Here is a 26,688-nt window from a genome sequence, read left to right on the forward strand (position 1 = left end):
TGTGGGGGAATCATGTTTAAAAAGAAAACAATCGCTGTTGTCTTAAGCTCGCTCTTATTAATGGCAAGTTGTACCAGTAAACACGAAAAATATAATAATCGTGTTATCTCTTCGGTAAACCTCTATGGCCCGGAGCTTGAAACCTATTATGATCATGAGCATCTTGAAAACTTTCAAAATCGCGTTGAAGAAATTCTCGTTTGGCGACACAAGGCCATTGATTTCATCATTGAACTTGAAGAGCAAAAAGTATTAAAAAGTAATCAGATCACAAAGATTCATGAAGAAGGGACTGAAACTTATAAGAGTTTCCGTGATGCTGTTTGGCCTAATGTGGAAAATGCAAAATGGATCACAGATAAGTATAACGAGATCAATATCATTGAACAAGGCCGCTCTGAAATTCTTGATAAGAGAAAGAAAGTTAAAAAGCCAGGGCCAAGAAATAAAGACCGTCATGATGATTACCGCTGGGTTAGATACAAAGAAATTAATATCAACCCACAAGATGAACTTGGAAAGAGTTTAATCTATGATATTAAAACTGCCATCGCTACTTCATTAGTTATGTATGATAATTATATGATCGTCTTATCTCAAATTCAGGAGATGAAGAAAATCAGACATCTTGTAAACTATGACAATGCTGATCTTAAAAACCAATTAGCAAAGATTACCTATAGCTTTAATAAATACGATAATTACAACCGTATTGAACGCGGGCTAAAACTTTATGATGATCTAGTAAATTACTATATTAAGCATGATGTAATACCAGATAGAGCAAATTACTATCTAGACTCACTAATTCAATCTTCACAATCTTTTGTTAAATTAGATAAAGAATTTAAAAGTGGAATTTTTGGAAGAAAAGTATCAATGATATGGCGTTATATTACTGACTACTTTAAAGAAAGTAAGAATAACGTTACTCACGTTGTCTCTCAAGGCTTTGGAAATACAGCAGGCCTTGTCCAAACAAGAAAAGGAAAATTATACGATCCTTCACCACAAAGAGTTGCAGAGCTTGAAGCGCAGCTAGAACCACTGGATATTCTTTTAGAAAAGACTCCTTTTAGACTTACGGATAAATTTATCCCTGGTCACTGGGGACACGTGGCGATATGGACCGGTAATAAACAACAGCTACAGGAACTTGGTATCTGGGATCATCCAGAAGTTGTTCCTTTTCATGATGAGATTGAAAATAAAGGCAAGAGAATCATTGAAGCTTTAAGGCCAGGTGTTCAATATAATACTCTCCACCACTTTATGGATATTGATGATCTTGCGGCCGTAAGGCATCAGATAAACCTCACTCGTGAAGAAAAGCAGGATTATCTAATCAATGCCTTTAGACAGATCGGAAAAGTGTACGATTTTAATTTTGATGTTGAAACAGATGAAAGAATTGTTTGTTCAGAGCTTGCTTATGTAACTTTTGATGATATGGACTGGCCAATTGCAAAAGCAGCAGGCCGCTATACAATCTCACCTGATAACGTGGGTGAAAAAGTAGGGCCAGGCCTTGAGTTTAAAACTGTTCTACTTATACATGATGGAAAAGAAGTCGGTGGCGACCTCGACTCCAGCTTTAGAAAATTAATGAAAGATAGTACTTTATAATCGATTCAAAACGCAGAACTTCCACGCCGGTGAGTTCTGCGTTTTTTCAAATACCTTCTCTTCACTTACACTAAATTCACTTCGATCAAATTTTGGAAAATACACATCGGCATCTCCTTCAAAATCAACCTCTGTTAAATAGATGCGATCAACCTTAGGAAGATAGTATTCATAAATATAAGAACCACCTATAACAACGGCTTCCTCAACGCCAGAGGATTTAAGATCTTTTAGGACTTCTTCAGGATCAGTAAAGACATCGCATCCTTCAATTTTTAATGAAGGATCACGAGAGATGACAATATTACGTCTCTTAGGAAGAGGTCTTCCGATAGACTCATAAGTTTTTCTTCCCATGATAATCGGCTTGCCACTTGTTATTTTTTTAAAATTCTTAAGGTCTTCGCTAATATGCCAGAGCAAATCATTGCCCTTTCCTATTTCACGATTCTTACCTATTCCAACAATAAGAGAGAGGATCAAACTGAAACCTCGGCCTTAATATGTGGATGGGCCTCATAGTCTTCAAGCTTGAAGTCCTCATAAGTAAATTCAAAAATTGAATTAATCTCTGGGTTAACCCACATTTTTGGAAGAGGATGTGGCTCGCGAGTAAGTTGGAGCTTGGCCTGCTCAATATGATTCAAATAAAGGTGAGCATCCCCCATTGTATGGACGAATTCTCCAAGTTTTAAACCTGTAACTTGAGCTAGCATCATAGTGAATAATGCATACGAAGCAATATTAAATGGAACGCCTAAGAAAATATCGGCCGATCTTTGATAGAGCTGACAAGATAATTTCATATCAGGTGAAACGTAGAATTGAATAAAAGAATGACATGGAGGCAAGGCCATATTATCAACATCGGCCGGATTCCAAGCAGTTAAAATATGACGACGAGAAAAAGGATTCTCACGTAGACCTTTAACTAAATTTGCAACTTGATCAACCTCATCACCATTTGGAGTTTTCCAGTGACGCCACTGATAACCATAAACGGGACCAAGATCTCCATTCTCATCTGCCCATTCATCCCAAATGCGAACCTTATTTTCTTTTAAATATGCAATATTCGTATCACCTTTTAAAAACCAAAGTAGTTCGTGAATAATTGAACGAAGGTGACATTTCTTTGTAGTAACTAAAGGGAAACCTTCTTCTAGATTATAGCGGGCCTGATAACCAAATACAGAAATCGTACCAGTACCTGTGCGATCTTCTTTCTTTTGACCATTTTCAAGCACGTGCTTCATTAAGTCTAAGTATTGTCTCATCCTTGTGTCTCCCTATGTATAAGTATGTTTGTGTGTTTTGTTGTGTTAAGTTTTGTGTTGTTTGTCTAAAGTTTATTATAACCAAATATGCACAACTTTAATAGCTTGCAACTCGTCAAAAAGGCCCATAAAATATTACACATGATAAAAATAGGACTCGATAGATTAAGAGATGACGCATCTCTACAAAATAAGATTACTGGTAATATTGCTCTTTTGTGTCACAGCGCAAGCGTCGACTCAAATTTGAAAGTTGCTCCAATACTATTCAAGGAAATTTTTGGAGATCGATTCAAAAAACTCTTTGGCCCACAACATGGTTTTGTTAGTGATGTTCAAGACAATATGGTTGAAACTGATCACTATACACACCCGTTCTTCCAAGTTCCGGTTTACTCTTTATATAGCGAGACAAGAAAACCCACAAAAGAAATGTTAGAAGGAATTGATACTTTTGTGGTGGACCTTCAAGATGTTGGAACTCGTGTCTATACATATATAACAACTGTAACCTACCTCTTAGAAGAGTGTTCTAAACAGGGAATTAAAGTTGTTATTCTCGATCGCCCTAATCCAGTAGGCCTTGAAAAAATTGAAGGCAATATTTTAGAAACAGAATTTAAATCTTTTGTAGGGGCCTTAGAGATCCCACAAAGACATGCACTTTCCATGGGCGAATATGCAAAGTACGCTAAAAAGAAACTAGGTTTTAGTGTTGAATTAGAAGTCATTGAAGTACAAGGCCTAACAAGATCAATGTTCTGGCAAGACACAGGACTTGAATGGATAAACCCTTCTCCTAACCTTCCTACTCCACAAGGTGCTCATACATTTTGCGGCACAGTTCTTTATGAAGGAACAAATCTTAGCGAGGGCCGTGGAACAACACGAGCACTTGAAGTCATAGGTCATCCAGCAATAGAAGCCTATTCCTTTGTTGAGGGGCTAAGCGATACACTACATGAAATTGATAATAATAGCTTTATTCTACGTCCAGTTAATTTCATGCCTACTTTTAACAAGCATGCAGGTGTAGCTTGTGGCGGCGTCCATATTCATGTAACAGACCCAACTAAATTTAATTCATGGCATGTTTCTCAATACCTTTGTCGAGAATTTAAACGTGTTTTAGGTGATAAGTTTGAGTGGGACAAAAAGGACTATGAGTACGCATTTGGAAATCTTGCAATCGATCTCATTAATGGAAGTCTCTTTGTCAAAGAATGGGTAGAAAGATTAGGTTCAATGGATGAGCTTATAAGTTTCGAAAAGAAAGGCCACAAACAATACTTAGAAGAAATTAAAGATATAAAAATCTACAAATAAAAAAGGGGCCTAAGTGGCCCCTTTCTTTTTTTAGAAGTATTCTTTCATTTGACCTGATTTAAATCGATCAAGATAATCTTGGGCCTTGGCCTTCAAGATTCCTGAGAAACAAACCATACCAATGATATTCGGGAATGCAATTGACAGTAGCATTAAGTCAGCAAATCCAAGTACATTACCAATACTTAGTACTGGACCGAGAATAATAATAAATACATATGCAAATCGGTAGAATCGAACAGCATTATAACCTAAGCGTTTTTCAAATAGATAAACAGTTGCTCTCTCACCATAGTATGACCAAGAAATAACTGTTGAATAGGCAAATACACAAATTGCAACTAATAAGAAATAAGGCATCCAGCTTCCTAAATGAGAAAATGCTAGGGCCGTCATCTCAACACCTTGTTTTGCAACTTCTGGATCTTTATAAGCACCAGTGATTAAAAGTGTTAAGGCCGTAATTGTACAAACAACGTGAGTATCAATAACTGGTCCAATCATAGCAACAACACCTTCACGCACAGGCTCTTTTGTTTTAGCTGCTGCGTGAGCAATTGCAGAAGAACCAAGACCGGCTTCATTTGAAAATGATGCTCGTTGAACACCTGTTAACATAACAGCAAAGAATCCACCAAATGCAGCATCTGGATTAAAAGCTTCTTTAAAGATTTGCACGAACATATCTGGAATCATACTTGCGTTTGAGAAGATAATTGCCAGACAAGAAAGTACATAGAAGACACACATGAAAGGAACAAGCTTAGAAGTTACACTTCCAATCTTTTTAATCCCACCAATAAGAACTGCACCAGCAAGGAAGGCTAGAACAATACCAACAATCCATGGATTTGCATCAGGGTGTTGATTAGCGATAATCTTATATGTTTGGTTTGCTTGGAAAAGGTTTCCACCACCAAGTGAAGCACCAATAGTCATAACAGCATAGAAACAACCCATGATCTTACCTAGCATCGGCCAATTATGGTTTTTAAACATTTCGCTTAAATAAACCATTGGTCCACCTAGGATATCTCCTTTCATAGTCTTTTGCTTATAAAGTTGAGCAAAAGTTGAAGAAGCAAATTTTAGTGACATACCAAAGAAGGCAATAATCCAAATCCAAAAAATAACACCTGGTCCACCGCGGCCAATAGCAAGGGCAACACCAGCGATATTTCCAAGACCAACAGTCGCAGATAATGCTGACGTTAGGGCCTGAAAGTGAGTAATATCACCTTCATCTTCAGGGTTATCATACTTTCCACGGATAACATCAATTGAATGCTTAAAAAGACGTACATTGATAAATCCGAGACGAATCGTAAAGAAGAGACCACCAAATACCATAACTAATAAAATTAGTGGCATCGTGATAACTTCACCCCAATAGAAAACTGGAACAGGGAAAAATAGGAATTTTTCATAGTGTTCATTGAATGTTCCGAAAATTTTGTTTACTTGTTCTTGGAGCTTAAGCTCATCTTGAGCAAAAACGCTCAAGCTGGTAAGCGCGGAAAATAGCGCTAATAAAACGCGAGTACTTGCGAGTTTAATCATTTAAACAATCCTTTGTTTCTAGTTTCTCTCTCAAAATTCGTATTAGAATTTGTGTGTAATTTAATACTTTCTTAAATTTTAAAGAAAGTTTATCGAACTTGTCACCTTTTTTATTTTCGTAGCGTTAAAATTCGGTTATCCTTAATTCATTAATTAGAATTAAAAGGAGTTACTAAGTGAGCAAATTGCCAACATTAGAAGAGGCCATTGAAATCGTACGCCCACTAGTTAAATATTCGGTTGTAGAAAACCAAAAGCATATCGACCTATCTGTTGCCACAGCAGATAAGCGTATGATCTCTCAACAAGCCTTAATGGTTATCAAGAACTCAATTGACAAAGGCCTAGTGGATCAAAAAGAAATCAATACTAAGCTTGGTTTAGACTAATTATTTCAGACACTTAGATCTGAGCACACAAGAATTACAAGAAGCCATCAGGAATCTGCGTAGTTTACACTGTAAATATGTTCATTTATTGAACGTCTATGTAAGCCTTACAAAATCGATGAGGCAATAACATGCCAAATGCTAAGATATAAGCATGAAAGCAATACTACTTAGCCTAATTATCTCTTTTCAGTCTTATGCGGCCATCCCACATAACGGCGATGACGAGCGATCAATTAGAAATCCAATTGCTTTAATGAAGCAATCAAATGAGATTCGCCAAATTACAAAGAAAATGAATCTTGTCCTTTTGAATTCTGTCAGAGTTCGTGGGTTGGATAATGAATTAGGTCGTGAGATCAATGAATTGGCCCATGAGATTCAATTTTTAAATGAATCACAAGTTGATTACGATCAGCAGTATTTAGAACTTTTAGAAGAAGAAGTTGAATTATATAAACAAGAAATTGAATTCCTTACAAAGTAATGTAAGTGACCCCTCCCCCCCTCTTTTATACAAAAAACCGAAGCAATGCTTCGGTTTTTTTATTTCTAATCTGCTCTTTCAAACTTTTGGTATAAAACAGAGTAATCACTTCCGCGGTAATCCCTTATAAATATCTCACTTTGTTCAATTGCCATACCGTAGTAACGAGAATTTTTATTAATATCAAAGCGATATTCATAAGAACGATAAAGATAGTAATTACCATTACTATTTTTCGTATAAATACCAACAGCTACGCCATCGTCAGAGAAGACATTGAAGACATGATAATTACCACCTACTTTCTCTTGAACCTTAGGCTTAGTACCTACGTTATTTAATGTGTAGTCACAGATCTTAGCGAGGTAGAGATTATTCTCAGTAGGAATATCAGTAATAAAGTTCTTTGCTGTTCCTCGAGTTCCTTTAAAGACAGGAGTTGAGTCGTAATCATTTGGCGCTTCAATATAAACACCTAAATTTGTAATATCTCTTGTATTTGGATCTCCGTAGACCTTTTGTCTGCGAGAAAAGATGAAATCTTCAGAAAAAACATCTCTTAAAATATTATCGTGATGCTCCTCAAGGGCCTCACATATTCTTGTCATACGATTTAAGCTATTGTCGCCTAATTCGGTATTAACAATCTCTAAAGCTTGACCAGCTCTAATTATTCCACGATCGCTTTCGCCTTCCTTGCCGTAGTCTTCACAACCCGCAAGAGAGAAAAGTCCAAGAATCACAAGACAATACTTTAAAAGATTAAATGACATTTAAAACTCCATTTTTAAATATAAGATACTTCTATTCTAACAGAATATTTTTAAAGTAGATAATTTCAGTCTTGAAAAGTCTTACAGAAGCTTAATCGATAACACGATAATCTGCTTCAATAACATCTTCATCTTTGAATTGACCTTGAGGTCTTTGGCGTTGAGAGTGATTTGTAGAAAACGGATTTGCCTTAGGCTTCTTATCGGCCAGGACTCCGCTTGATCTTAGAAGTCTTCGGATCATAATAAAGACCCAATAGAAAATGGCCGCTTTTACTAATGCTGCAAACATGCTTTAAATCTAGCATAAAAGTGGCCAAAATATAATGAAAATTCTTAACTACGCGAAATTATTTTGCTATAGTGGCCTAAATAAAAATAAAACTAGTGAGTACTATATGTCAGAAAAACTAAATCTTGTTCACTGGGCCGATATGACGGCCGATCGCATCATTCGCCAACACGGCGACAAAGATGATTATGTTGTGGCCAGTGGGATCACTCCATCAGGAGTTGTTCACTTTGGTAACTTTAGAGAGGTTATCACAACAGACCTTGTAGCACGCGGACTTCGTGCCCGTGGTAAGAATGTTCGCTTCATTTTTTCATGGGATGATTACGATACGTTTAGAAAGATTCCAGGTAATCTTCCAAAACATGATGAATTAGCACAATATCTTTTCCAACCAATTGTTGATACTCCAGATCCATTTGGTGAACATGAAAGCTATGCTGCTCATCATGAACACAACTTTGAAGAACAACTTAAGAAAGTTGGTGTTGAAGTTGAACCAATTTATCAGGCAAAGAAATACCGTGCTGGTGATTATAAAGAACAGATTAAATTAGCACTTAATAAGAGATTTGAAATTCGTGATATTTTAAATCAATACAGAAAAGAGCCATATGGTGATGACTATTACCCGGTATCTGTTTACTGTGAAAAGTATAAGACTGATAAGACGACGATTCTTTCATGGGACGGTGAAAGCAAGTTACGCTACAAGCATAACGAGCACGACTATGAAGGAGAGATCGATATTAATACAACAAGCCTTGTGAAGCTTCCATGGCGAGTTGACTGGCCAATGAGATGGGCATTTGAAAAAGTTGACTTTGAGCCAGGTGGAAAAGATCACTCTTCTCAGGGTGGATCATTTACGACAGCAAAAGACATTGTAAAAGTTTTTGACTGGCAGGCACCAATCTATCTTCAATACGACTTTGTCTCAATTAAAGGTCTTGGCGGAAAAATGAGTTCTTCAAAAGGGAACCTTGTTACTGTTAATGATATTCTAAAGGTATATGAGCCAGAAATGGTTCGTTGGATCTTTGCTTCATATAAGACAAATGTTGATTTTGCGATCTCATTTGACCTTGATGTATTAAAAACATATGAAGACTATGATCGCCAAGAAAGACTTGCTTTTGGCCTTGAAAAAGGCAACGAGAAGAAAGTTGCGATGGCAAAGAGAGTAATTGAGCTATCTCAAATTGGAGAGCACCCTACTGAATGTCCTTTCCAACCTTCTTTTAGACACCTGTGCAATGTTCTACAAATTAATGATGGAGACATTGAAGCAGCACGCTCTTACTACGCTGATCAAATCAAGACTGATAGAGACGAAAGGCGCTTTAGAGAAAGAAGTGCATGTGCTCTTCACTGGCTACAAGAGAATGCTCCAGAGGAATTTAAATTTGCTATCAATAAAGAAGCTGTTGATATGCCTCTAGAAGATAAGGTTCGCACATACCTTGATAAGCTTGTTGCACTTTGCGAAGAACAGTGGGATACGATTGAAAGTGATAAGGAATTTAACGATAAGATGTATGAAGTGATGCATGAGCTAGAACTTAAGCCAGCGGATATTTTTGCACCAATTTATCAAAAGTTAATTTCACGTGAAAAAGGTCCAAAGCTTGCAGGATTTATCCGCACTATTGGAAAAGATCGTGTCATAAAACTTCTTAAATAAGAAATCTTAAAAGACTTTTTTAAATACTAGGCCATCCTTTGCGATGGCCTTTATTTCAATAGGATAATTTCTAAATTGCTTTAATCTCTTGGCCACCTGAAGATCACTTTCTGACAACATACAAAACTTCAGGTTCTTTTTATCAATTCGACATTCACTGAGATGAGTATGAGCGATCTCGGCCTTTAGAATCTTAAGTCCGTACTTACGAGACAAGCTTTCTAGCTCCAGCATTGTATTCATAATACTTTTATAATCAGAAACACTCTTATAACGGCCCTTAAAAATTTTAGATTCAATAACCTGATTAGACTCTAAGTGGAATCGGATTTGAAGAACTTCTCTTTTAATGAGTCCATATAGAGCAAAGGAATGTCTAAGTAGCTTCTTGTCCCACCTACTTGGAGCAGTTATGCTTTGTCCCATATAGACGACTTCTTGGCCATCTAAGCTTAAACGACTAAAGTCGGATTCCATTGCATGTATTTTAACTCTTTCATAGAGACTTAATTCCATACAATAATTATCGGAATGGAGATTTTGAATTATGAAGAAATCTTAACAACTAATGGATTTGGGAAAATTTTGTACATTTAGGGACAATAAGAAACCATTAAATTAGGATATTTGTAAGAATTTCACATTCAAAATGTTATTTTTCTTGAATTTTCTTACAATTCGGCATTTTTTTTGGCCCGTAAGTAATTGAAATTGTCAGCTTAAACGTCAACTCATAAAACTAAGTTAACAAAATAAAAAAACGAGAGGGGTTTTATTTATGAAAAAGTTTTTAGTTGCTGCTGCTTTATTTGTTACTTCAATGGCCACACAATCAGCGATGGCCCAAGATTGTACTGCTGAACTTGTTGCCAGGAATGGCAGGGTTTTAGATACTTTCTTTGCTTATGATTACAATTACAACCAAGCTTGCCGTGAAGCACTTTCAAGATGTCACTTTGAGCAAAACAGAAGATCTTATGATCGTGTTGTAAGAAATGCTAGTTGCCAAGTTGCTTACACAAGACCTGATCCAAGGCCAAGAAAAGAAACTTGTTCATTTAACCTAGTTAATACAAATAACGGGCGTATTGTTGATACATTCACAGCACAAGGAAACACTCAAATGAGAGCTTGTGAAAAAGCAGATAATAAGTGTTTTGATGCTCGTTACGAAAAGAATAATCCATGGAAATTTACTTGTGAAAAGATACGTGGTGGTCGTCCAGGACCAGGTCCAGGGCCAAGACCAACGCCAATCGTAACAAAGTTTTGTTCATTTGATCGCATAGCAAATGGAAGATTTGGTGGAAGAGTTGTTCAAACGTATACTTCTTCGGCCAGAGGACCAAGAGGAACTGGTGTACAAGCTCGTGCATGTTCTGAAGCAAGAACTAAATGTGCAAGAGATGCTCGTATCAGCGGACGTCGCGATACTTGTATGAAGAGATTTTAATTAAGAGAAGAACCTATTTTCTTCATTAGGTTTTTTGGTTGTCTGGGGGGGGCTTTACGGCTCCCCCTTTATATTTAGTCGTTATTTATCCCAATTTGAAAGTTCCTAATTTGCCTTTTGTCCTTATTTTGATATGATTCCCATCAAATAAAAGTGAGGTATAAATGTCTGAAAATATATATAACACACGTCGTAAAAAGCTATTAGAAATGATGGATGATGGAATTGCCGTTATCGCATCTGCTGTCTATCAGCACAAGAGCAATGATACAGAATTTCCATTTCGTCAAAATTCAAATTTTCGTTATTTAACAGGACTAACTGAAGCCGATAGTGCTCTAGTACTTAGTAAGAAGAATGGTAAGACAAAGCAAATTCTCTTTGTAAGACCAAAAGATCCTATTGCAGAAATGTGGGCAGGAAAAAGACTTGGTCCAGATAAAGCAGCAGAACTAACAGAGGTTGATGAAGGTTATTCAATCAATGACCTGGAAGAGAAATTAGAAGATCTACTTCCAGGACATGAGAATCTTTATGTTCACCTAAGTGAGCGAACTGATATTGCAGATATGGCAAGAAAGATAAGTGCATCTTTATTCCATAAGAAAAGAGCTCAAAAAGAGCTTCCTCCTGCAACGATTAAAAATATAGGTGCTCTTGTTGAGAGAATGAGACTTATTAAAGATGAAACTGAAATCGCACAAATGCGCGAGGCCATGATTGTTACGGATAAGGCCCATCGTGCAGCAATGGCACTAGCAAAACCAGGTGTAACAGAACAAGAAGTTAATGCTTTAATGATGTATCTTTTTTCAAAAGGTCCTTCTCAAGGCAGTGCATATGACAATATTGTAGCTGGTGGTAATAATGCTTGCATTCTTCACTATATTAAAAATGATGAGCCACTAAATAGTGGAGACTTACTTCTAATTGATGCCGGTAGTGAACTTAACGGTTACGCAACTGACATCACAAGAACATTTCCGGTAAGTGGTACATTCACAGGAATTCAAAAAGAAGTTTATAATATTATTTTAGACTCTCAAATTGCTGCAATTGAATTATCAAAACCGGGAAATAACTCAAAAATGCTACACGCTAAAGTTAGTGAAATCCTGACTCAAGGACTAATTGATCTTAAAGTCTTAAGTGGAAGTGTAGAAGAAAACATTGCAAAAGATAATCATCGTAAATTCTTCCCACATGGAACAGGACACTGGCTTGGACTTGATGTACACGACCAAAACCCATACCTAGTAGAGGGAACAAACGAGCCAACACCATTTGAAAAAGGTGTTATCTTCACAATCGAGCCAGGCCTTTACTTCCCTAAGGAACTTGACAATATTCCAGAGGAATTAAAAGGAATTGGTATAAGAACTGAAGACAATATTCTTATTACAGCAGATGGACATGAAAATTTATCACACATGATTCCAAAAACTGTGGAAGAAATTGAAGAAGCTTGTAAGCAAGACGTAAAGGATTTTCTATTCTAATGAAAGCACTTAACTTTGTTATTGTATTTGTACTTCTACTATCATGTTCTTCAAAACAGACACGTGATGATGAGATCAAACTTGTTCATTGGAATATTAAAGAGCTTGAAAGTAATAAGCTTAGAAAAAAGAATGACCAATTAACGAGTGTAAAAAATATTTTAACAAAGTTAGACTTTAATGCCTTAAGCATTAACGAGATACAATACGACTCTCGCGGAGAGAATATGGAGCTTCTTTTAAGCCAATTAAAAGAAGATACTGATCAATTTGCAGTGAGTTTTGCCAAAGCAAATACTGGAAAGAATGCAAAAAAGGTAAAAGGTAAGTACACAAAAGATCGCAAGAATGCAGATCAGGTTAACTACGGCCTCTTTCCTGGCCAGTACTCAACAGGTTTTGCTTCCAAGCATCCTATTAAAGAAGAAAGAATTATTTCTGATATAACTTGGAAAGAATTTAATCCTGCTATAGACCTTTCAAAGTACAAAACAGCAAGTGGTAAGCCTCTTCCAAAAGATATGGAGCTCTTTGATAAGAGTTTTACTCACCTAGTGATAGAAGCTAATGATACTGAAGTACATATAGTACTTCTTCATGCTGTACCAAGCTATCACTTTGGAAATCGCAACACTCCAAACTATGAAAGAAATCGCGATCAACTACGCTTTCTAGAATGGTATGTAACTGGAGCAACAAATTTTAATGTTGTGATGCCAGAGCGCTACAAGAAACTTAGACCAATTCACAAAGATGATCGCGTGATTGTCATGGGCGATCTCAATACATCAATCTATATGAATAACCCAGGTTCAGTAGTTCTTAGAAGGCTCTTTAATCACCTCTCACCTTGGCTAAAAAACCCAGGGCCAACAAATGAGCGACAAACATTTGCGGCCAATCGCAACCCACTAACTCTAGACTATATTGCTTATCGTGGACTTAAACTCATGGATGCAGGAATCTATAATCCAGAAACACTTGTAGAGAAAACAAATGTCTTTTGTACACCACCAAGTGAACTTCCAAAGTTTATGACAAAGGGATTAGATAAGCGCGTAACTTGTATTGATGATGATGCTATAGAGCTAAAGCAAGCAAGTGACCACTTCCCTATCTGGGCAACATTTAGACTTTAAGACTAATAATTAAGACTTACGATTAAGAATAAAGCCACCGATTAACTCTAGTGGTTTAATCGTTTCACTAAGGCGCTCTTCATTAAATCCACGCTCAAGTAAGCTTGTGCGAATCTCATGTAGAATATCATTTGCTTCTTCGATTAGAGCATTTGCTTCGCTTTTTATATTTTCGACATTTGGATGAACTTGATCAAGTTCAACAATATCCTTGAGATCTTCACCTTTTTGATAAGCATCCATTTTAAGAGGATTCTTATCAAGATAATCATAGATTACAGAATTTACAAGGTTGGCCTCAAGATCAAGATGGGCATCTTTAAGACTTTCGCCATCACTAAAGTCCAGAGTATCATCAATCATTTGAAAAGCTATACCAATAAGATGTCCAAAGCGTGCGGCCTTATTAGCGATCTCTTCATCTTCTAGCCCAACATATGCGCCAGACCAGCAACACCATCCCATAACTGAGGCAGTTTTGTGAAAAGCAATTTTCTCAATAACTTCTTTTGAATAGATTCGACTCTCAAGTGCATCAGATTGTATCCACTCGCCAATTGCAAGCTCTTGAATGACCTGAGACATCGTTTGTAGAATCTTAACGGAGCCAATTTGTGATAGGCTTAGAATCACATCTGCTAGTAAGTAGTCCCCAGCTAATACGGCCTTCTTATTAGATGCTTCCACATTAATTGAAGGATTTCCACGCCTTTGCGTTGCATTATCAATAACATCATCGTGAGCAAGAGAGGCTGCATGAACCATTTCAATTGCACGGGCACAGATTGTTACATCATTCTTATCGTGGGCGTTAAAGAAGTCCGCCATTAAATAAGTAAGCATTGGACGAAGACGTTTACCGCCAGAAAGTACTGTTTTTTCTAGGGCATCTTTCACTGCTTCTAAGCAATTAGAAGACTTTATCTCGAGGTCAATATTAACTGACTTATCCAAGATTTGTGGAGGAATGGATTCTAAAAATTCGTTCATTGTTTTTTCCGTTTTAATATAATTACCACTTGTCGATATAGGCCGTAAATGATTAATATAACGCAAATACTATTAAAATATCATGCATTGCAAAAACGCAGAGGTTAAAACAATATGAGTAATAAAGAACTCGCAAACAGAAAGACTAAATCGTTTGAAATTTTCGACAAAATTGCAGGAACATATGATCTCTTAAATCATATCCTCTCTTTTGGCGTTGATATTTATTGGAGAAAGATTGTTATCGCAAATCTTCCAAAGAAAGAAAAACTACAATGCCTAGATCTTGCATGCGGTACGGGAGACCTAACCATTGCATTAGCGCGAGCAAAGAATGTAGAAAGTGTTACTGGTATTGATCTGTCAAAAGGCATGATTGAAATTGGTAAGAAGAAGATTACAAATAAGAAATTAGATAATGTCGCAAAAATGCAAATTGGTGATGGAGTAGAAATTCCAGCTGCTGATGAAACATTTGATGTAACAAGCGTAAGCTTTGGAATCAGAAACTTTCCAGACTACAAGACTTCTTTGCGTAATATGTATCGAGTAATTAGACCAGGTGGACGAAGCTTTATCTTAGAATTCTCAATACCAAAGAATGCACTTTTTAGAGGGATCTACTTCTTCTATTTTAGATACCTACTTCCATTTGTTGGAAATTTAATTTCAAAACATAAAGATGCTTATACATACCTAAATCAAACAGTAGAAGACTTTCCATATGGACAAGAGTTTGCTGATGAGATGACGAATGCAGGATTTAAAAACGTACGTTTTATTCCTCTTACATTTGGTATAGCCACTCTTTATATTGGAGACAAGTAATTGCGCCTAGCTGCTAATAACTTACAAATTGATATCATTAATCAGCTTATAAAGCTTGATCCAAATGACGAGCGTCTAGTAAAAGGGCCTATTTACACCCTCTTCAAACTAGAAGCTGGCTTTAATAATATTTCATCAATTATCGATTTATTTCAAACATATCGAAAGTTTTATTTTTTAAATAAAGACAAGGATTGTGAATTCCTTGCTCTAGGTTCTTGGCAGGACTTTAACTCTCTTTATCACTATGAAGATATTGAAAATCTCACGAGAGAGCACGACTTCTTAAAAATATGTGGTGCTCAAAGGTTTAAGTCAGAACCAGATTGTTTAGAATGGCATGGCCTAGAAGATTGTTCATACTTTGTTCCAAAAGTTATTATCGATGGTGGGAATCAAGGTGTTGATATTATGATCATACTTCCTAATTCATATTTTGAAGATGATAACGCCAAGAAAGAAGCTCTTCACAAGTTGGCCATCTCATTAGAGCCAAATCCAAAGCATATGCATAGTGAATATAACCATATAACAAAGAGTATCTCTGCTACGAGTAAAACTCAGTGGGGAAAAATGGTTAACGAGGCAGTAAGTAAAATAAAAGAACAGGACCTCAAAAAAGTCGTTCTATCTCGTAAATTAAAATTCACATTCAAGCATCCAATTTGCGCTTATGAACAATTTAAAACACTGAAAGAAAATAATACAAATAATAGTTATAATATTCTTTTTCAATTCTCTGCTAATCAGTGTTTTTATAGTGTCACACCAGAGACTCTTTTTAAGATGCAGGGGCGCAATGTTTATATCGACTCTCTTGCTGGAACAATAAAGAGAGGAAAGAATAAGCAAGAAGATGAATTCTTAGAAAAGACATTACTATCTAATGAAAAAGAATTAGAAGAGCATCGCCATGTTTCAAGTTATATTGAAGATGCACTGAAAAAACTAACTAAAGATCTTCACATTACAAAGAAAGAAGAAATCTTAAAGCTAAAATATATCCAACATATTCATTCTAAATACGAAGGTGTTTTAAGTGATGATGCAAAAGCAAGTAATATAATCACTGGACTTCATCCAACACCAGCTGTTGCGGGACTGCCTAAGAAAGAGTCAATTGAGCAAATTGACCAATTAGAAAAGAGCTCTCGTGGACTTTACGCTGCACCAATAGGATTCTTTTCTAAGGAAAAGACTGAATTTGCAGTCGGACTTAGATGCGCCTTAGCAGACAAGCAAGACCTTCATATTTATGCAGGTTGTGGAATTGTAAAAGATTCATCTCCTGAAAAAGAATGGAATGAAACAACAAATAAAATGAGAAACTTTACGGAAGTTATCAAGGCCAAATCATGGACAAATTTCCAATAACACAAAATATTTCTCGCCTATGGGCATCGATCATCGTTGATGAATTGGCAAAGAACGGCATCGTCGACTTCTATACGGCACCAGGAATGCGAAACGCTCCTGTTTTAGCAGCGGCCCATTACAATGAAGATATAAGAACGTACTCATTTCTTGATGAGAGGGCCCTGGCCTATCGTGCACTAGGAAGATCAAAAGTAAGTGAATCGATTCCTCTTCTTACTTGTACATCGGGGACGGCCATGGCCAACTTTGCTCCTGCTGTTATTGAGGCCAATAAATCAGGCCTGCCACTGGTTATCTTATCTGCTGATAGGCCAAATGAACTTGTAAAGACAGACTCAAATCAGACAATTGATCAGACAAGAGTTATCGACTCACATACATGCTATAACTTAAACCTCGAAGCACCTAATGAAGCTCTAAGTGCAACGAGATTAAGAACATTGATCTCAACGGCAATTGGCCGTGCAAAGATAAATCGCAGACCTGTGCATATCAACTTTCCTCTTAGAGAGCCTTTAGATAATACTGAAGGTTATATCTCACAAGAATATTTAAAGGCATCACTTGAGAGTTTTCATAAGAATGGTGCAAAGGTTATCTCAAGCGCCTATCAGAATTACCAAATGGAATTCAATCTTCAAGAAAGACTTGTAAAGGCAAAGAACCTCCTTCTTGTTATCGGAAAACTTGATGGAAAGAAAGATATCGATCATTACAGAGAGTCGTTAAAAAGCATACGAATTCCAAAGTATCTTGATATTACAAGTGGATTAAAATATGAGTTTTGTCTTGAAGACTATCTAACTCCAAATTTTGATCACCCAGAAGTATTAAGCGTATATGAACAAAATCCCCCAGACCTGATTATTCATATTGGTGGAAGACTAGTATCAAAACACTATTATAATTATCTGGAAAAAACAGATTGTGAGCTTCTACACGTAACAAATGTTGACTTTGATCACGATCCTGGTTTTTCTAATACTCAAAAGATTATTTGTGACCCACTCTCCTTTTTAAAAGGTCTTGCAAAACTTGAGCTTGAACAAGCTCCACCTGTTATGTGGCATGATTTTGTAGAAAAGAAGAGGGCCGTAATTGAAGAGTCTGGCCTAACTCAGCCTTTTATTTCAAAGAACATTATAGAAAAAATTGATTTAGACTATGATCTTCTTATAGGTAATTCAACAATTGTTAGAAGCTTTGATAACTTTGTTTCAAGTAATCTACGTCGCCATGTTAAAGTTTTCACAAATCGTGGAGTAAGCGGTATTGAAGGATTCATGGCCACACTAATGGGGCTAAGTGATGAGAATGATCGTCCAAAGCTATGTTTAATAGGAGATATTTCTTTTAAACACGATCTGAACTCACTTTATATGCTAAACCAAGCGGCCCGTGAAAAGAAGAATTTAACAGTTATTATCATCAATAATTTTCAAGGTGATATCTTTAACCTACTTCCAATAGCTAAAGAAAAAGACTTCCTAGATCTACTTACAACACCACATGATGACCGATTTGATAAAGTTATTGGAGCATTTGAAGAATTAGAATACAGCTCATGTGAAACAAAAGAAGATTTTAATAAGCAAGTACTAAATGCTTTAAAGAATCAAGGTGTAAATATTATTGAGGCCATTACAGATAATGCTTCAAACTTAGAATTATTTAAAAAATTAAAAACTGTAAAACGTTAAAGATATGAAAGATAATATAAAAGGATTTATTCTAGCCTCAAGGCCAAAAACTCTACCGGCAGGTGCATCACCAATTATTATGGCAACGGCATTGGCCTATAGTAATACACAGAAATTTTCCTTAATTATCTTTATCCTAACTCTACTATGTACTGTCCTATTACAAATTGCTTCTAATTTAATAAATGATTATTACGATACACAAACAGGCGTTGACACTGAAGAAAGACTTGGTCCAACACGTGTAACGAGTAGTGGACAATTAAAAGCAAGTACAGTGAAGATAATGTTTATTTCAACTCTAGTGCTCGCCTTCATCCTCGGTATCTATCTTATGTATGTCGGTGGCCCCATTATTATCGCAATGGGACTAATTTCGATGCTAGCGTCATATCTATACACAGGTGGCCCATTTCCTCTATCACACTACGCTTTAGGTGAATTACTAGCACTCATCTTCTTTGGCTGTGTTGCCGTCTGTGGTGCCTATTATCTCCAAACGAAACAAATCACAAATTCAGCACTGCTTCTAAGCCTATTTCCAGGTTTTTTAAGTAGTGCAATTATGGCCATTAATAATGCCAGAGATATCAATAGTGATACAAAGGCCGAGAAATTAACTCTTGGAATTCTTTTAAATAAATTAAGGCCAAACCTTTCTAGCTGGCTTCCTCTTATATTTGTTATTTGTGCAAATATTGTCATTATCGTTCATAGTGTAATTTATGAACAATGGTATTTGAGTGTTGCCGTTGTAGGTCTTGCCCTTCCTTTTCTAAAAACGTGGTTATATCTTATTTTAAATAGGCCCTCAGTAGAGTATAATAATAGTCTGGCCAAAACTGGAAAGTTCTTATTCTTATCATCTCTTATTTACGGGGGACTTCTTTGGATAAATTAGAATTACATTTAACTTACAAAGAAAGAGAAGAATTTATAAAGCCTTTTCATGCTAAAGCTCGAGATATTAAAGGCTCTGACTACTATCACTGTGAAGTTAAAATTGATGGCGAACTCTACACTAGTTATGTAAATTACTTTGAATTCTTCTATGATGGCCAAGACCTAAGAGAAACATACGAAATTATCTATGATTTAAAATCATTCCTGGAAAGACCAATTGAAGAAGCGACAATAATTGATGCCCCTCAACTCCCAAAGAATATCATTGTTGCATTTGAATATGCCTTAATTAAATATTATATAAAACACAGCACACATCACTGCTTTTTCACACAAGACAACACTGTTAAAATTAATCTCCTCTTTCAATCAATTAAAACCAATGAGGTTAAAAAAGGTGATGTGATTAAATATAAAATCACACCGACTCCTAATATAGGAGAAGTTATAAAAAATCTTGAATTAATGAGTAACAAAGGCGCCATCATTCGCTTAGATGGTAATCGCAGCCTTGATCCAGACCAAATTGAAAGTCTCTTCTACAACCTATCCCCAGAAGTGATCGCAAGTATTGAATACTTTGAAGAGCCATTTGATACGCTTGATAAGTGGTCTCACCTTGTTTGTTCTCAAGATATTCCACAGGCCATTGATGAAAGCTTCAAGTTTAATGAACGTTCAAGTATTGCTGAGGATATAAATCATATCATTATTAAATTTGGTGTGAATTGCAGCGTTTTTGAATATTTTCAATTAAAAAAAGATGATCGCAAATGGCAGATCACTATCACTAGTGGCTTTGAAGCGCCTAAGCTTTTCAATCTTGCCACTCACCTGGCCTCACGTGAAAGAAATGCCGCAGGGCTCTCAACCTTTATGTTTTTTAAGAATGGGTTAAAATTAATAAAAGACTACTCTAAAGAAGAGTCTATTATTAAGGCCTTTAGGCTTATTTAACATTCATTAAGGAGGATTCATGTTTAGAGCTATCACACTATGTGCACTGCTAACATTCGCTTCATGTTCAACTATGCATCACGGAAAGTCTTGTTCAAGAGACGCTAAAGCTTGTTGTAAGAGCGATAAAAAGAAGAAAGATTGCTGTAAGAAAGACGGTCAATGTGATCGTAAGTCTAAGAAATCTCAAAAAAAATCTTAGAATAAAAGCATACTAAAATGAGCGGCCTGCATATTTTGCAGGCCTTCTTTTATTCTCAATTAGAGCTATAATATGTAGAGATAATAGGAGATTATCATGAAAAAATTAGCCTACATTTTAACTGCAACAACACTTATTTTATTGACTTCATCATGCGCTTCTACTTCTAGAGATGTAGCAAGTGAAAGAGGTGAATGTAAGGAAAGACGTATTCCTGACCACTCTCAATATTACGAAGATTACGAAGAGTGTAAGAATTACTAATTCCCTACCTTAACACAAAACTGTTTTTACACATTGATAAGTTCTTGATAAATCTTCTCTCATATTAATACGCCAAATTAAGCGCCAAAATGTAAGAGAGAAGAGATGTTTAAGAAATCCCTATTTTTATCATTGTTGCTACTTTCTAGCTTCAATTCACTAGCTGTAAATTATAACGTCAAAGCATTCTTAGTATTAGATCTACTAACTTTAGAAAAAGTTGGTGACGATAGTACGAAAGCAGAAATGGGTTATGGTACAGCAGATGTTAAATTCTACTTCAACCACAATGAATGGAGCGCAAAGTTTAAGCTTGATATTGACGCTGTTGAAGAAGCAGGTACAACTGTTGACCTAATGGAAGAAGCGGTTCTTTCATATCGCTTCAACAATAATTGGAAGCTTACAGGTGGTAAAGGAAAGGTTCCTTTCTATACTATGCACTTTGGTATTTCTGAAAGAAATATGATGGATGGTGGTTACCTAACTCAAACGTATTCAAGCATGAGAGCTGGATACTTTAAGAGAAAGTACTTATTAACTCTTCGTTATGGTGGTTGGCGCCAAGGTCAAATTCACGACGTAACTTTCTTTGGAAGCAACCAAATGGCAAGACGTGATCGCGATGATGAGTCTCGTCCATATCTTCCTAATGGGGACGATGAAATTTCATACGACACAGAAAGAACTTTTAATACAAACTTTCAAAAAGGTTTTGCTTATAAGGGTAGAATTATCCCATCAAGAAATCATGAAATCATCTTTGGTGCTTTCTCTTACTGGAGAGATATCGATCCTAAAGAAGATTACGGTTTCTCACTGGCCTACCAATTCGAAAATCGCGACTGGAGTGTATGGACAGAGGCCCTTTATGGTTACTGGTCAGCTCACCCAAATGATCGCTATACGAAACTTAGACAAGAATCTTATAACGCTCAATTAGGCTTCCTATATCGCTTAGCAGATAAGTGGAACGTCGGGATTAACCTTGAGTACTCATTCGTAACTGATCGTGCTCACGATAGAAATGATTACCCAGCAGACTTCGGTCAATCAAATTTCAATGATGGAAACCTAAGACACGTTAGCCTTTATAAAGCCGATATTGGTGCTCAATACCAAGTTGGAAGAAACGTACAGCTAAACGGTGGTATTCTAATCGAGCGTCAAATTGATGAGGAAACAAGTACGAATGTATTTGGTAACCCAGAGAAGACAAATGCTTATGCTCTTAACTTCTCATTAACAACTTGGCTTTAATCAATTTAAGTTAAATTAACTAACAAATAATCATTAGCACCTCTTAAAATATATTTATTTAGGAGGTGCCTAGTGGCCATCGAACAATTCATAATCATTCTCTTTATTGGTGCTATTGCTGGCTGGCTGGCCGGAAGCCTGTACAAAGGTGAAACCTTTGGACTCGTTGGAAATATCATCGTGGGTGTAATGGGATCATTCGTAGGAAGCTTTGCTTTCCATCTAGTAGGCCTTACAAGTTATGGCCTTATTGGAAGTATCATAATCTCCACCATCGGCGCTATCGTCTTTCTAGCAACTCTCCAGCTGCTACAAAAACTCTGAAATATCATAGACTAAGCGTGGAGCTAGGATTATAATACGCCCCATGGGCCTAATGTTTATATTTCCAGTATCTAAAGAAGAAAGAGATCGTATTACTATTAACGAGCAAGGACTTACTCTAAAGACCTATGGACTACCTATGGTTTTCTGGGGCTACCTTCTTGCTGCAGCAACTGTTGTCTTTGCCATGTTTATTGGCGTAAAAGGGCCACTTGTAAAACTCTATGAAACAGGTGATTCAATTAACCAGGCATTAGTTATTGCTGTAAGTGCGACTCTGATTCTACTGCCCCTCATTACATTATGTTTTTATATGTATGAGAAGTTCATCATAAAAAAAGACGACAAGCTAATTATCAAGCATCGTCTATTCTTCATTCCGATATTAAAGAAAGTACACAAATTGGAATCGAGTGATTCATTTAGTATTGATCACTTTATGGACTCTCCAAATGTTGCAAAGATGCAACAAGATCCAACAATGCGTGGCTTTGAAAACAAAGGATATTTCCAACTTTTTGCAAAGCTGGATAACGGAAAATATATCTTTGTGGATCGTTCTAATAGAAAAGCAGACCTGAAAAAGATTCAGGCCCTACTTTGTGAATTTTAGAAATTATTTTATTCTTCGTCTTCTTTGATTGGCTTGATATTCTTTGGACGGCGTCCACCACCAAGTCTCTTTGCCTTTGAGCGATCACCTTTTTCCCAGTGATTCTTCCAATCTTCTTGGCGAGACTGCTTATCTTCCCATTTTGCCTGACGCTCACTCATTACTTTTTCAACTTCATCCTTCTTGCGAACTTTGAAGTTTCCTGAGCGTTTAAGAGCAGAAAGCTTTTCATTAACTACTTTCTTATTCTTGGCCTCACGCTTGGCCTCGACACCCTCTTTTGAATGATCTGACATATCAATTGTCGTCTCACCATTAACGATGGTCTGGCATGACATACGCTCCTTAGTAATGTGAAATACATTACCTAGAAGTTTCGTTTCAACGTCAGTTGGTTCATTTAGATTATCTGCACCGGAGAGAACTTTTACAATACAATCTGTACAAGTTCCGTGTCCGCCACAACTAGAATTAACATAAATTCCATTCTTTTTAAGATGCTCTAATAATGACATCTCGTCATCAACATAGATGGTCTCATTTGATGGTGCTAATGTAACTTTAAACATGATATAGGCCTACGTGATTTTTATTGAGGTTGGCCAAGCGTAGACTAAACAGTCTTCTTGATCTTACCTTCAATCGTTTCTAAAATTTTTCCCTTAAGAGGCTTTAGCATGAAAGAGAGGTCAAGATCAACTAAGCAGTAAGAATCTTCAAACTTTAGCTTCAATTCAAACCCTTTTCCTTTAGCTAGCATGGAAAAATTACCATCATCTGTCGTAACATCCGCTTTAACATTGAATTTTGCCACATATTCTGGAGTAACAGCGGCCTTTCCTAGATTATATGCTTCTTCTTGAGAAGATGCTTTATTGTAATTTACTTTCAAACTCATACTTAATCCTTATTTCGTCCCAGTTGAACCAAATCCACCAGCTCCACGCTCAGTATCACTTAATTCACTTACTTCACTTACACGGGCCTGCCAAACTGGTGCTAGAACCATTTGGGCAATACGCTCACCGTGCTTAATAACAAAGTCCTCATTTCCAAAATTACCTAGGATAATTTTGACTTCACCGCGGTAATCGCAATCGATAGTCCCAGGTGAGTTTACAACGAGAAGATCTGTCTTAAATGAAAGGCCAGAACGAGGACGAATTTGAACCTCATATCCATGAGGGATCTCAAAGCTAAGTCCTGTTGGCACTAGAACACGAGCTCCTGGAGCAATCACAAGAGAGTCTTTGTTCTCTAAATGAGCACGAAGATCAGCTCCTGCTGCTCCAGTCGTTTCATATTTAGGAAGATCGAAGCTAGAGTCAAAATGCTCTAGCTTCTTTACTTTTAAATCAACAACTCGATCGATCATAAGAGTAATTCCTACTTATTACTTCTTGTCACCACGAGGCTTTCTGTCACCGCGAGGCTTTCTATCACCTCTTGGTTTACGATCACCGTCACGAGACTCACGTGGTTCACGCTTTGGAGCGTCTTTTTGAGCTTCTTCTTCAGTCTTACCGTCTTTTCTCTTTAGAGCTTCAACGGCCTTGATAGAAAGCTTAGCGCGTCCCATTTTATCAATTTCAAGAACCTTGATTTGAACTTCTTGACCTTCGTCTAAGTAGTCACCAGCATCAGTAATTCTCTCATCTGCAATTTCAGAAATATGAACTAGTCCACCAACTCCTGAAGCGATATCAACGAATGCACCATAATCTTTAAGGCTAGCTACTTTAGCAGTATAAGTCTTACCAACTTCTGGTCCATTCATCTGTAAACCAACTAGTGCCATACATTCATCAATTGCTTCTTGGTTAGTTGAGATGAACTTAGTTGTTCCATCTTCATCAATTTCGATAACAAGATCGAAATCTTCTTGAAGCTTCTTAATATTCTTTCCACCAGGCCCGATAAGTCCACCAATTTGATCTTGCTTGATCTGCATTGATTTCATTACAGGTACACCCTCTTTAAGAGTCTTTCTTTCAACAGAGATTGTTTTTGCCATCTCTTCTAGAATATGAAGACGACCTTCTCTTGCTTGTGCCATTGCTTTTTCAACGATCTCTTTTGTAAGACCAGTGATCTTAATATCCATTTGAATCGCTGTGATACCTTCTGTTGTACCAGCAACTTTAAAGTCCATATCACCAAGGTGATCTTCGTCACCAAGGATATCTGTTAGAATTTTAAATCTTTCACCATCAGTTACTAGACCCATAGCAATCCCAGCAACAGGTGCTTTAAGAGGAACACCAGCATCCATTAGTGCCATTGACCCTGAACATACAGAACCCATTGAAGAAGAACCATTTGATTCTAAAACTTCACATACAAGACGAGTTGTATATGGGAAATCAGTTGGGATAACGGCCTTAAGAGCACGCTCAGCTAGGTTTCCGTGACCTTGCTCACGACGTCCTACACCGCGAACACCACGTGCCTCACCTACTGAATATGGAGGGAAGTTATAGTGTAGGTAGAATTGGTCTTCTTTTGTACCAATAATACGGTCACTCATTTGAGCACCTTTACTACCACCAAGAGTTACAGCTGCCATTACTTGTGTTTCACCACGAGTAAATAGAGATGATCCGTGTGGTACTTTAAGTACATCTGTTTCAGTTTCGATTTCACGAACTTCAGCAAGTCCACGTCCAGCAATACGCTTTTCTTCATCAAGAATATCACCACGTAGCATTTCATACATTAGCTCATCTACACCTTTGTATGCTTCTTTTCCAAATGCATCGTCTTCAGTTAGACCAAATGCCGCTGGATCAGCTGCCATTGCATCCTTAACTTGAGCTTCAATTGCTTTTACAGCTTTTTGTCTCTCTAGCTTATCTGTAATCTTTAGAGCTTCTCTTGCTGTAGCAGTATAATCTGCTCTAATTTTTTCAAGCATTGTTTTGTTAGCAGCTGCTGAAACGAATTCACGCTTTTCTTTACCAACTTCTTTTTGAATATCAGAAAGGAATGAAACAAATCCTTCAATTTCCTTTTGACCATAGAAGATTGCGTCAAGTACATCTTGCTCTGGAGCAACTTTCGCCTCACCTTCAACCATAAGGATTGCGTTATCACTTGCTGCAACAACGATTTCCATATCAGACTCTTCCCACTTGTCGTGGTCAGGGTTGATAACAAATTGACCGTCGATACGACCAACTTTACAAGTACCAATTGGACCTGCAAATGGAATATCAGAGATAGTAAGAGCAGCTGAAGCACCAATTGCAGCTAGAACCTCAGGGTCACCTTCTGGTGAGTAAGAGATAACAGTACAAGAGATAACAGTGTCAAACATATACCCTTCTGGGAATAGAGGTCTAAGAGGTCTATCAATTAGACGAGCATTTAAAGTCTCACCTACTGAAGGGCGGCCTTCTCTTTTAAGGAATCCACCAAGGAATTTCCCTGCTGAATAAAATTTCTCAGTGTACTCAACTAGAAGTGGGAAAAAGTCTTGCCCATCTTTTACTTGAGTTGCAGAAGTTGCAGTAACAAGAACTTGTGTACCACCACTAGTTACGATTACAGAAGCATCTGCTTGTTTTGCCATACGGCCAGTTTCGATCGTAATGTCTTTACCACCGAAGTTGTAAGTAAACTCACGTTTGTTGTTTAACATAAAAACTCCATTTTATATTTTTGAATGTATGATGAATTTTTTCTTTAAGAATTGAGGATGATCTTGAGAAATCCAAAGAATATGAAAACTTAAAAACCTCATCCAAATCGCGAGTTCCTAAATTT

General features: G+C 36.9%; 28 protein-coding genes and 1 pseudogene. 18 read left to right on the forward strand and 11 right to left on the reverse strand.

What is annotated here, in order from left to right; all coding sequences use genetic code 11:
* The first annotated feature begins 12 nt into the window (after positions 1-12).
* Entirely contained in the window at positions 13-1,626 is a 1,614-nt protein-coding gene (locus VCM44_RS08800; RefSeq protein ID WP_115362523.1) for a YiiX/YebB-like N1pC/P60 family cysteine hydrolase, read from the forward strand.
* Here VCM44_RS08800 and VCM44_RS08805 read toward each other — a convergent pair.
* A complete protein-coding gene (locus VCM44_RS08805; RefSeq protein ID WP_334678587.1) occupies positions 1,621-2,109 on the reverse strand; it encodes a dihydrofolate reductase in 489 nt (162 codons plus the stop codon). The two genes, VCM44_RS08800 and VCM44_RS08805, sit on opposite strands and share 6 nt — an antisense overlap.
* A complete protein-coding gene (locus tag VCM44_RS08810) occupies positions 2,106-2,903 on the reverse strand; it encodes a thymidylate synthase (RefSeq protein ID WP_115362521.1) in 798 nt (265 codons plus the stop codon). Before VCM44_RS08810 ends, VCM44_RS08805 begins: the two co-directional genes overlap by 4 nt.
* Positions 2,904-3,044: 141 nt before the next feature.
* Between VCM44_RS08810 and VCM44_RS08815 the strand changes: the two genes are divergently transcribed.
* Positions 3,045-4,229, forward strand: coding sequence for an exo-beta-N-acetylmuramidase NamZ family protein (locus VCM44_RS08815; RefSeq protein WP_334678588.1), 1,185 nt, complete (start codon positions 3,045-3,047; stop codon positions 4,227-4,229).
* Between the two features lie 30 nt (positions 4,230-4,259).
* Here VCM44_RS08815 and VCM44_RS08820 read toward each other — a convergent pair whose 3' ends face one another.
* Entirely contained in the window at positions 4,260-5,789 is a 1,530-nt protein-coding gene (locus VCM44_RS08820) for an alanine/glycine:cation symporter family protein (protein ID WP_115362517.1), read from the reverse strand.
* Between the two features lie 176 nt (positions 5,790-5,965).
* On the opposite strand from VCM44_RS08820, the gene VCM44_RS08825 reads away from it, so the two are divergent.
* Positions 5,966-6,178: a hypothetical protein gene (locus VCM44_RS08825; RefSeq protein WP_115362515.1), complete on the forward strand. Its 213-nt coding sequence runs from the start codon at positions 5,966-5,968 to the stop codon at positions 6,176-6,178.
* A gap of 154 nt (positions 6,179-6,332) precedes the next feature.
* A complete protein-coding gene (locus VCM44_RS08830) occupies positions 6,333-6,665 on the forward strand; it encodes a hypothetical protein (RefSeq protein WP_115362513.1) in 333 nt (110 codons plus the stop codon).
* A 65-nt stretch (positions 6,666-6,730) separates the two neighbouring features.
* Here VCM44_RS08830 and VCM44_RS08835 read toward each other — a convergent pair whose 3' ends face one another.
* Entirely contained in the window at positions 6,731-7,438 is a 708-nt protein-coding gene (locus tag VCM44_RS08835; protein WP_334678589.1) for a hypothetical protein, read from the reverse strand.
* A gap of 91 nt (positions 7,439-7,529) precedes the next feature.
* The gene (locus VCM44_RS08840; protein ID WP_115362509.1) at positions 7,530-7,730 is read right to left on the reverse strand and encodes a hypothetical protein; all 201 of its coding nucleotides are present in this window, start codon (positions 7,728-7,730) and stop codon (positions 7,530-7,532) included.
* A 106-nt stretch (positions 7,731-7,836) separates the two neighbouring features.
* Here VCM44_RS08840 and lysS point away from each other — a divergent pair, with 106 nt between their 5' ends.
* Entirely contained in the window at positions 7,837-9,414 is a 1,578-nt protein-coding gene (gene lysS, locus VCM44_RS08845) for a lysine--tRNA ligase (protein ID WP_334678590.1), read from the forward strand.
* Between the two features lie 6 nt (positions 9,415-9,420).
* Here the strand turns inward: lysS and VCM44_RS08850 are convergent, their stop codons facing one another.
* Positions 9,421-9,930 (reverse strand): hypothetical protein, encoded by a 510-nt coding sequence (locus VCM44_RS08850; protein WP_133296953.1) that lies wholly within the window; start codon positions 9,928-9,930, stop codon positions 9,421-9,423.
* 262 nt (positions 9,931-10,192) lie between these two features.
* Here VCM44_RS08850 and VCM44_RS08855 point away from each other — a divergent pair, with 262 nt between their 5' ends.
* The 3 genes from VCM44_RS08855 to VCM44_RS08865 all read left to right on the forward strand — a co-directional run bounded on the left by VCM44_RS08855 (position 10,193) and on the right by VCM44_RS08865 (position 13,505).
* Entirely contained in the window at positions 10,193-10,867 is a 675-nt protein-coding gene (locus tag VCM44_RS08855) for a hypothetical protein (protein WP_334678591.1), read from the forward strand.
* A 164-nt stretch (positions 10,868-11,031) separates the two neighbouring features.
* A complete protein-coding gene (locus tag VCM44_RS08860) occupies positions 11,032-12,366 on the forward strand; it encodes an aminopeptidase P N-terminal domain-containing protein (protein ID WP_334678592.1) in 1,335 nt (444 codons plus the stop codon).
* On the forward strand, positions 12,366-13,505 hold the full coding sequence (locus VCM44_RS08865; protein WP_334678593.1) for a hypothetical protein: 1,140 nt from the start codon (positions 12,366-12,368) through the stop codon (positions 13,503-13,505). Before VCM44_RS08860 ends, VCM44_RS08865 begins: the two co-directional genes overlap by 1 nt.
* Before the next feature lie 9 nt (positions 13,506-13,514).
* On the opposite strand, the gene VCM44_RS08870 is transcribed toward VCM44_RS08865, so the two are convergent.
* The gene (locus VCM44_RS08870) at positions 13,515-14,495 is read right to left on the reverse strand and encodes a polyprenyl synthetase family protein (RefSeq protein ID WP_115362499.1); all 981 of its coding nucleotides are present in this window, start codon (positions 14,493-14,495) and stop codon (positions 13,515-13,517) included.
* A gap of 114 nt (positions 14,496-14,609) precedes the next feature.
* Between VCM44_RS08870 and ubiE the strand changes: the two genes are divergently transcribed.
* The 10 genes from ubiE (at position 14,610) to VCM44_RS08920 (ending at position 22,923) form a co-directional block, all read left to right on the forward strand.
* Entirely contained in the window at positions 14,610-15,323 is a 714-nt protein-coding gene (gene ubiE / locus VCM44_RS08875; RefSeq protein ID WP_120404765.1) for a bifunctional demethylmenaquinone methyltransferase/2-methoxy-6-polyprenyl-1,4-benzoquinol methylase UbiE, read from the forward strand.
* On the forward strand, positions 15,324-16,697 hold the full coding sequence (locus VCM44_RS08880) for an isochorismate synthase (RefSeq protein ID WP_334678594.1): 1,374 nt from the start codon (positions 15,324-15,326) through the stop codon (positions 16,695-16,697).
* Entirely contained in the window at positions 16,679-18,400 is a 1,722-nt protein-coding gene (menD, locus tag VCM44_RS08885) for a 2-succinyl-5-enolpyruvyl-6-hydroxy-3-cyclohexene-1-carboxylic-acid synthase (RefSeq protein ID WP_334678595.1), read from the forward strand. The genes VCM44_RS08880 and menD overlap by 19 nt, the downstream gene beginning before the upstream one ends.
* A gap of 4 nt (positions 18,401-18,404) precedes the next feature.
* Positions 18,405-19,301, forward strand: coding sequence for a 1,4-dihydroxy-2-naphthoate octaprenyltransferase (gene menA / locus VCM44_RS08890; protein WP_334678596.1), 897 nt, complete (start codon positions 18,405-18,407; stop codon positions 19,299-19,301).
* A complete protein-coding gene (locus VCM44_RS08895; protein WP_334678597.1) occupies positions 19,289-20,260 on the forward strand; it encodes a hypothetical protein in 972 nt (323 codons plus the stop codon). Before menA ends, VCM44_RS08895 begins: the two co-directional genes overlap by 13 nt.
* Before the next feature lie 19 nt (positions 20,261-20,279).
* Positions 20,280-20,462, forward strand: a complete 183-nt coding sequence (locus VCM44_RS08900; protein ID WP_115362487.1) for a hypothetical protein — start codon at positions 20,280-20,282, stop codon at positions 20,460-20,462.
* A 96-nt stretch (positions 20,463-20,558) separates the two neighbouring features.
* Positions 20,559-20,726, forward strand: coding sequence for a hypothetical protein (locus VCM44_RS08905; protein ID WP_158536886.1), 168 nt, complete (start codon positions 20,559-20,561; stop codon positions 20,724-20,726).
* A 105-nt stretch (positions 20,727-20,831) separates the two neighbouring features.
* Complete coding sequence (locus VCM44_RS08910; protein WP_115362485.1) at positions 20,832-21,986, forward strand: hypothetical protein; 1,155 nt, start codon at positions 20,832-20,834, stop codon at positions 21,984-21,986.
* Between the two features lie 72 nt (positions 21,987-22,058).
* Positions 22,059-22,310 carry a GlsB/YeaQ/YmgE family stress response membrane protein gene (locus VCM44_RS08915; RefSeq protein WP_199506656.1) on the forward strand — a complete coding sequence of 84 codons (252 nt, stop codon included), beginning with the start codon at positions 22,059-22,061 and terminating at the stop codon, positions 22,308-22,310.
* Between the two features lie 43 nt (positions 22,311-22,353).
* Entirely contained in the window at positions 22,354-22,923 is a 570-nt protein-coding gene (locus tag VCM44_RS08920) for a hypothetical protein (RefSeq protein ID WP_120404760.1), read from the forward strand.
* A gap of 8 nt (positions 22,924-22,931) precedes the next feature.
* On the opposite strand, the gene VCM44_RS08925 is transcribed toward VCM44_RS08920, so the two are convergent.
* The 4 genes and pseudogenes from VCM44_RS08925 to pnp form a co-directional block, all read right to left on the reverse strand.
* Positions 22,932-23,492, reverse strand: coding sequence for a 2Fe-2S iron-sulfur cluster-binding protein (locus tag VCM44_RS08925; protein WP_115362481.1), 561 nt, complete (start codon positions 23,490-23,492; stop codon positions 22,932-22,934).
* A gap of 44 nt (positions 23,493-23,536) precedes the next feature.
* Complete coding sequence (locus VCM44_RS08930; RefSeq protein WP_115362479.1) at positions 23,537-23,821, reverse strand: polyhydroxyalkanoic acid system family protein; 285 nt, start codon at positions 23,819-23,821, stop codon at positions 23,537-23,539.
* Positions 23,822-23,830: 9 nt separating this feature from the next.
* The gene (dut, locus tag VCM44_RS08935) at positions 23,831-24,298 is read right to left on the reverse strand and encodes a dUTP diphosphatase (protein ID WP_115362477.1); all 468 of its coding nucleotides are present in this window, start codon (positions 24,296-24,298) and stop codon (positions 23,831-23,833) included.
* 177 nt (positions 24,299-24,475) lie between these two features.
* A pseudogene (pnp, locus tag VCM44_RS08940) lies at positions 24,476-26,563 on the reverse strand (polyribonucleotide nucleotidyltransferase); the annotation flags it as partial.
* Positions 26,564-26,688: the final 125 nt, after the last annotated feature.

Source organism: Halobacteriovorax sp. DPLXC-1, from assembly GCF_036903125.1.
GTDB lineage: Bacteria > Bdellovibrionota > Bacteriovoracia > Bacteriovoracales > Bacteriovoracaceae > Halobacteriovorax_A > Halobacteriovorax_A vibrionivorans.